Here is a 7,053-nt window from a genome sequence, read left to right on the forward strand (position 1 = left end):
CAAATTATCAGGAAAGTATTAAGTATAAATACTCAATTATCACCACTACTATTTTCTTCTGAATTCTGGATTCTGGATTCTGGATTCTGGATTCTTTATACTACATTTTGTCGTGCGGAATGTAGGTTGTAACATAAAAAGTAGCACAAAAATCCGTGGCTTGGCAGGTATTCATGCTATATAAATTATCTTCATTTACCTTGATTGGGAGTCAAATTCTCAGTTAAATATTAAGCATAAATACTTACTAAATCTTTGACTCCTACTGATATCATGTCCGGTTTAATAATTAGACTTTGGTGGAAGGAAGGCAGAAGGCAGGAGGCAGGAGGCAGAAGGTTTTCTCAAGAGTGTCACCTTAATTTTATACACGCTCCGATGCTACCGGACATGATATGACCACTATAATTTACTTCTTACTTCTTTATTTCTTAATGCATGACTTTTGACTTTTAACTTTTGACTTATATTGTTAAACTCCTCCTCTTAGCAATAGCTGAGAGCTAATAGCTGATAGCTGAACCCTTACACCTAAGCAGGTTTTACCCGAGCTTTATTTTCCAAAAGACTCCTAATTGAAGCTTTTTCAATTAATCCAACTAAAGCACCATTCTCATCAATAACAGTTAATTCATTAATTTGCTTTTGTTCCAACAAAGAAACTACTTCTAAAAGAGAAGTTTTAGCTACTACAGTCTCCATATTTATTATAGGTTTAGTTAATTCTTTGACCATAACTAAAGGCCACTCAGAAGTATTAACTACTTTCAAATCATCAACCTTAATAACTCCTACTAACTGCTCTACTTCATTAATAACTAAAAACTGCTTTCTACTATTTTTCCCAATTACATATTCATTCACAAATTCTCTTAAAGAAAGACTTTCTGAAACAATTGGGCTATTAGGAATAATAGCATCTGCTGCAGTTAAGTCCGCAAGAGTACCTTGAATTTCTGCATATTGGGCAGAACGACCAGCATTTTGTAGTAAAAACCAACCAATTAGAATATTCCAAATATTAGGAAAACTACTAAGTAAAAATGTGGGAATTAAACCAGAAATTATTGCCAACCAACCAAATGCTTGACCTACTCTACTAGCAAAAATAATTCCTTTGTAAGGATTATTAGTTATTTTCCAAACAATAGATTTAAGGATATTACCACCATCAAGAGGTAAACCAGGAATTAAATTGAATAATGCTAAAACTAAGTTAATATAAGCTAAAAGTTCAACAATTGATGCTGTTGGTCCGGTAATAGCTGTAAATGTATTAATTATAGTAAATAAACCAAATAAAACTATACTTACTAACGGACCTGCAATTGCCACCCAAAATGCTTCTCCAGGAGTTTTTGATTCTCTATCTAAACTAGCTAAACCTCCAAATAAAAATAGGGTAATTGATTTGACTTCTATTCCTTGAGATAAAGCAACAAAACTATGACCTAACTCATGAGCTAGAACAGAAGAAAATAATAATAATGCTGCTATTAATCCTAATATCAGTGGTAATATTCCACCTAATTCTGGAAATTGCTCTGCTAAGTTGCTACTATAAGTTAAAGTGACAAGAAATAAGACAATAAACCAGGATGAGTTAATGTAAAATGGTATGCCAAATAGGTTGCCTACATGAAAAGATTTATTCATAAATTTATCCTCTAAGTTAATAATCTTTAATGTAAGCATTCAGCTATTAATTGATGGCTGAATGCTTACTCTTTAATTAAAGGAATTTCTTCCTCTTTTAAATCTATATATTTACTGTAACAAAATGTAAATCAGCTTTGTTGTTTCTTAATATAGTGGTATCCCTCCTTCTATGTTCGGTCATTTCAGTTATCAGTTAGCCTTCTATGATCGGAGCTACGCTAACAGTTGTCAGTTATCAGTACCTCTGCAATAAGAAGGCTTAAAACCTGGAATATTCTCTTTTTTTTATCCCTTTTAAGGGGTGCATCTCATAGCAAGCAAAAATACTTTTTTCCTATATATTTCCTGTTTCCTGTTCCCTGTTCCCTGTTCCCTAAAAGCAATAACTTTTTGGCTTTATTCACGCATTGAGATGCACCCCTTTTAAGGGAAGGCTATTGACCAGAATTTTTCAGTCATAGAGAAATTAACTAAATTATTTTCTGATATTAAATTTATGATTATTTTATCATTATATAGCCTTATTCAATTCACCTCAGATACAAGATTTGGAATTTCAGGGAACAAGCAAGAAATTAGATGTAATACCAAGGATGATAAATGGTAAGCATTCAGCCGTCAGCCAGCCTCCTACCGGAGGAACTGCGTTATCAGCTATCAGCTATTGCTTTTAGTTTATGATTAAAGCTTTATTAATTGTCTTACTACAAAAGTTGGCTCTCTTGCCTTTAAAGTCTATATTAATTTAAAAACTGTCTTATATGATAGATTGTTGTTGCTGATAGCTGAATGCTGAGTGCTGAATGCTTACGATAAATGTTTGCTACAAATAACTTTCTAGGTGATAGGTGGTAGTAATATCATGTCCGGATAAGAGCGTGATAAAAAACTTTCTCCTTCAACTCCAGTTATTCTTCTTCCTTCTTCTTTCTTCCCTCCTGACTCCTGACTTCTGACTCCTGACTCCTAAGTCGTTATTTATTTATAACTGTTCAACCGGACATGATATAAGCATTCAGCCGTCAGCTATCAGCTATGAGTTATTAGCTCATTATCAGCTCAAAAGAGGAATTAGTCTCCAAGGAGAATTAAAACTTATAAAAAAAATGTCTTCAGCTAACCTTAGTAATTTCTTGAATATGTTTAAAAGCTGTTTGCGCAGCATTCCGTAGGAAATGCTGAATGCTGATAGTTGAATGCTTACAGGTGGTAGGTGATAGGTGCTAGGTAAATTATTAATTGTTAGTTATTAATTATTTACTAGCCAGTTTATTTGTAACATTCTTTTTTCACGCTTGGTATAACTTAACTGGGCGATCGACACATTAAGGTTAGCTAAAAGCGAACAATTTTTTCATAAGCTGGAATTTTCCTTGGAGACTAATTCCTCCTGAGCGTGTGATAATCAGTTAATAACTTATAGCTGAATACTTACAATAGTAAATACAATAGTTATTAATGAAGAATAAACCTTTATGGATAGGTTTGATGAGTGGAGGAATAACTGCAATTGCAACAGCTATTGTTACAATGGTTTATTCCCCAACTTTTCTCAACAAAACTCACCGGAATTATACGATCGCTTGTACGGCAGGTATTACCAGTTTTCTTGCAACATTTAGCTTGGGTATTATAACTGCCCAAAAACTTCGTTGTTCAACTAATAGGCTAGAGAATTATCTAGTGGGTATTTCTGAAGGAAAATATAATCTTAGAATTCCTATTTATGCTAATGACGAACTACAAGATTTGACTAAAAAATTTAATTCTATGGCTGAGGTGATTTGTAATCTTATGATTAATATAAAAATTAGAGAAGAAAGCAGCGAACAAGATAAAGAAAAAATCGCTAGTCAAGTTATAAAATTGTTAGATAAAGTAGATACTGCTGCTCATGGTCAAATTTATGTAAAACTCAAAGTTAGATGCGAAGAATTGGGGGTAATATCTTATTGTATTAATATGACTCTCAACAACTTCCTGAAACTTGTTAAAAAAATCAATTCTGATAGTCAAGAAATTATTACTCTAATCGCAACAGATAGTAAAACTATTTTTCAAAACTTATCCCGAGAAAGTAAGTTGCAAGCAGAAGAAATAGATTCTTTCCTAACATCTTTAGAAGCGATAGTTGATACCTTTTATCAAAGAGCATATAAAGCATGGGAAGCTGAACAAGTTTATCAAGAAATTAGTAATTATGCTTCTACAAGTTACCAGTCAATAGGCAATATTTTTCAAGAAATTATGGCAGGATATATGTTGATTTCAGAAATTCATCACAAAGTAAAAAGATTGACTGAGTATAATTATGATTTAAATAAAATTCAAGCTTTAGTCGAGCAAATGAATATTCACAGTAAAATTTTGTTACTAAATACTGCTATTTTTGCTTATAGGAAAACCACCAACGAAGATCTACTAAAAATAGCAATAAAATTGCAAGAAATGGCAAATAATTGGGATTTAATCAAGAAAAGTTTAGAACACTTTCAACACAATGTTCAAAGTTTAAATCTGACTATTTATGAGAATAATATAGTTGTAGAAGAATTCCCACAGCAAAAATTAGGAGAAGAAGTTAAGCAAGGATTAACTAAAATTGTTCAGAATATCTATAAATTTAATAACTATATAGATAATGTTGCATCTTTAGGAGAAAATCAGACTGATAATCTACAAAAAATCACAGATTTTTTACAAATTATCCACAAAAAAAATATCGAAAAAAGTCAAGTGACAAAACAATTATATGATTCTTCACAGAAAATTATGAATATTACAGAAAGTTTAGCAGAATCAGTTAAACATTTTACTTTAGAAAAAACAGAATAATTATTGAGTTAGAGATAAATTTCAAAATCTAATAATAGAAAATTTTGAGGATAAGTTAGAGGCCAAGCATTAAGTAAGCACTTTTTTTTACTAATATGACACCTATCTCTCGGTTTTATATTGATTTATTTCTACTTATTTAAGAGGCGATCATTAGATAAATTTTATCTGAATATTGAAGAAAGAAAAATGGGTGCATCTCATAGCAAGCAAAAATACTTTTTTCCTATATATTCCCTGTTCCCTGTTCCCTGTTCCCTGTTCCCTGTTCCCTAAAAGCAATAACTTTTTGGCTTTATATCATGTCCGGATAATTAGTTATAAAAAAACTTTCTCCTTCTTCTGCTGTTGTTCTTCTTTCTTCCCTCTTTCCTCCTGACTCCTGACTTCCCCTCCTGGGAGGGGGAGGGGCGAGGGGTGGGTTGACTCCTGACTCCTCCGTAGTTATTTATTTATCACTGTTCAACCGGACATGATATTATTCACGCATTGAGATGCACCCAGAAAAATATTGCTTTGTCTGAGTTTGAAGCTTTTTATCTGTCCTAAACTTTCCTTCGGCTGCTATATTATATTTTCCAAAAATTCAATTCTCAAAAGTTATTTTTCAACAAGCCAAAATACAGTTATGAAGAACTTTAGTTGGAGAAAAATTTTCTTCTTGGGCAGGTGCAAGTGATATCATGTCCGGTTGAATACTTACATTTTGGAGGAAGGAAGGCAGCTATGCTGGAGGCAGGAGGCAGAAGGAAAGAAAAGGTTAGAAGGGAAAAGGTTTTTTTATCACTGATTATCCGGACATGATATGACTCAAGAAAAAAGGCATTGCTGAGGGGTGGGATGAATATAATAGGCGTTGCTGAATACTGGGATGATTTCGCCTGACACGGGGACACGGGGACACGGGGACACGGGGATTATGGTTTCTGCTCTGTGACAAAATCATCCCGCAATTATGCAATGCCATATAATATCATGTCCGGTTGAATACTTACACTTTGGAGGAAGGAAGGCAGCTATGCTGGAGGCAGGAGGCAGAAGGGAAGAAAAGGTTAAAAGGGATAAAGTTTTTTTATAACTGATTATCCGAACATGATATAAGTGGTAAGTTAAGTGGGGGCAGGCATCCTGCCTGTCCCTGCCTGTGGTGAAAATATCAGGAACTGGCAAGTATAAACGGGTAAGATGCCCATTCCACTTCCACAAAACTATTATTTTTACACCAGACGCTTCATCAGAAATCAAGCTTTTCGAGCAATAACATTTGCCCATAAGGAACGACGCCAGGTAATATCAATGTCCACAAAGCCAATTTCTCTCAGCCAATCTACCACTGTCATAATAGGGATATGCTGGTCATAGCGTCGATCGTGATCCCAAAAATGATTCCATTCCTCATCTGTTGCCCCTACCTCATAAGCTGCTCTTTTCCATTGTTCATTATAGCGTTCATGGATCTGACTATTAATCCCACGAAAGATGTCGGAGTAAGAGAATAAACCATCAGACTTTAACCACCGATGTACATTGTGGAACAATTGTTTTTTATTGGCATCATTTAGATAATGCAGACTAATGTATGAGATAACGTAGTCAAAGGTGGCTTCTTTGAAATCAAGTGTCATGAAATCCTGCTCATAGAGGTGGATTTGCTCATTACTCGCAAAGCGCTGCTGACAAAAATCGATCATCTTACTGGAACTATCTACAATATGAACATCAGCTTGTGAGTAGCGTTCTAGCACAGCAGCGGAAAGATTACCAGTGCCACCACCGAGTTCAAGGATATTCGGCGCATCTAATTCATTTTGTAAGTTATCCAGCGTTACCTCAAGATTTTCTTCGTACCAAGGAACCCACAAACGGATGAGTTGATTATATTGTCGTGCCAGTGAGTCAAATTCTGCTTGTATGTAAAAGGAACGTACCACACCAACTGTTAATTTAATACGAGTCCATAAACCCCCACTTTTGACAAATTCATCGAACTCAATGAGACCATTACCATTGACATCAGCTTGTTGCATCAACCTTTCGATTTCACGATCGCTGACGTTAATATTTAACCCATAAAGTAACTCTTGTAGTTCACCAGTTGAGATAGTACCGTTGTTATTCAAATCAATTAGGCGAAAAATTTCTAATAAATCGTTTTTAGAAGTTATATCGACTTTATCTACAATCCATTGAGAAAACTCGTCAAACTCAATCGTATTGCTTACATCTTGATCGGTACTAATGAAGATGGACTCTATATCTTCAGTGCTTGGGTTCATTCCTAGATAACGCAGAACATTCATTACCTCTTCAGGCGATAATGAGCCATTACCATCAGTATCAAATGAATCAAAGACTTGTTTCAATTCATCAAGAGATAATTGTGTAGTTTCTTTAGACATTACTTAAGTATTTTTTCAAGTTATACCGTTATTCTTTGATTAGCTCACTCCCAGGAGGGGAATTATAGAGGAGGTAGTCGGAAAAATTGTCCCTTGGTTTGTTTGCCATAATCCTCCCAAAATACTAGCTTTTTGCAGCTCTTGCCACTGAAAAGCTGAC

3 protein-coding genes are annotated in these 7,053 nt (G+C 34.3%); 1 reads left to right on the top strand and 2 read right to left on the bottom strand.

Annotation, left to right across the window (positions count from 1 at the left end):
* Positions 1-531 precede the first annotated feature (531 nt).
* Complete coding sequence (locus tag F6K54_RS36915; protein WP_293088904.1) at positions 532-1,656, bottom strand: site-2 protease family protein; 1,125 nt, start codon at positions 1,654-1,656, stop codon at positions 532-534.
* A gap of 1,461 nt (positions 1,657-3,117) precedes the next feature.
* Here F6K54_RS36915 and F6K54_RS36920 point away from each other — a divergent pair.
* Complete coding sequence (locus tag F6K54_RS36920; protein ID WP_293088906.1) at positions 3,118-4,494, top strand: methyl-accepting chemotaxis protein; 1,377 nt, start codon at positions 3,118-3,120, stop codon at positions 4,492-4,494.
* Positions 4,495-5,735: 1,241 nt separating this feature from the next.
* On the opposite strand, the gene F6K54_RS36925 is transcribed toward F6K54_RS36920, so the two are convergent.
* Entirely contained in the window at positions 5,736-6,893 is a 1,158-nt protein-coding gene (locus F6K54_RS36925; protein ID WP_293088907.1) for an EF-hand domain-containing protein, read from the bottom strand.
* Positions 6,894-7,053 lie beyond the last annotated feature (160 nt).

It is taken from the genome of Okeania sp. SIO3B5, from assembly GCF_010692555.1.
Lineage (GTDB): Bacteria > Cyanobacteriota > Cyanobacteriia > Cyanobacteriales > Microcoleaceae > Okeania.

Bases quoted from the DNA above. Each gene is read 5' to 3' on its own strand.
- F6K54_RS36915 (WP_293088904.1), bottom strand. From the start codon at position 1,656: ATGAATAAATCTTTTCATGTAGGCAACCTATTTGGCATACCATTTTAC.
- F6K54_RS36920 (WP_293088906.1), top strand. From the start codon at position 3,118: ATGAAGAATAAACCTTTATGGATAGGTTTGATGAGTGGAGGAATAACT.
- F6K54_RS36925 (WP_293088907.1), bottom strand. From the start codon at position 6,893: ATGTCTAAAGAAACTACACAATTATCTCTTGATGAATTGAAACAAGTC.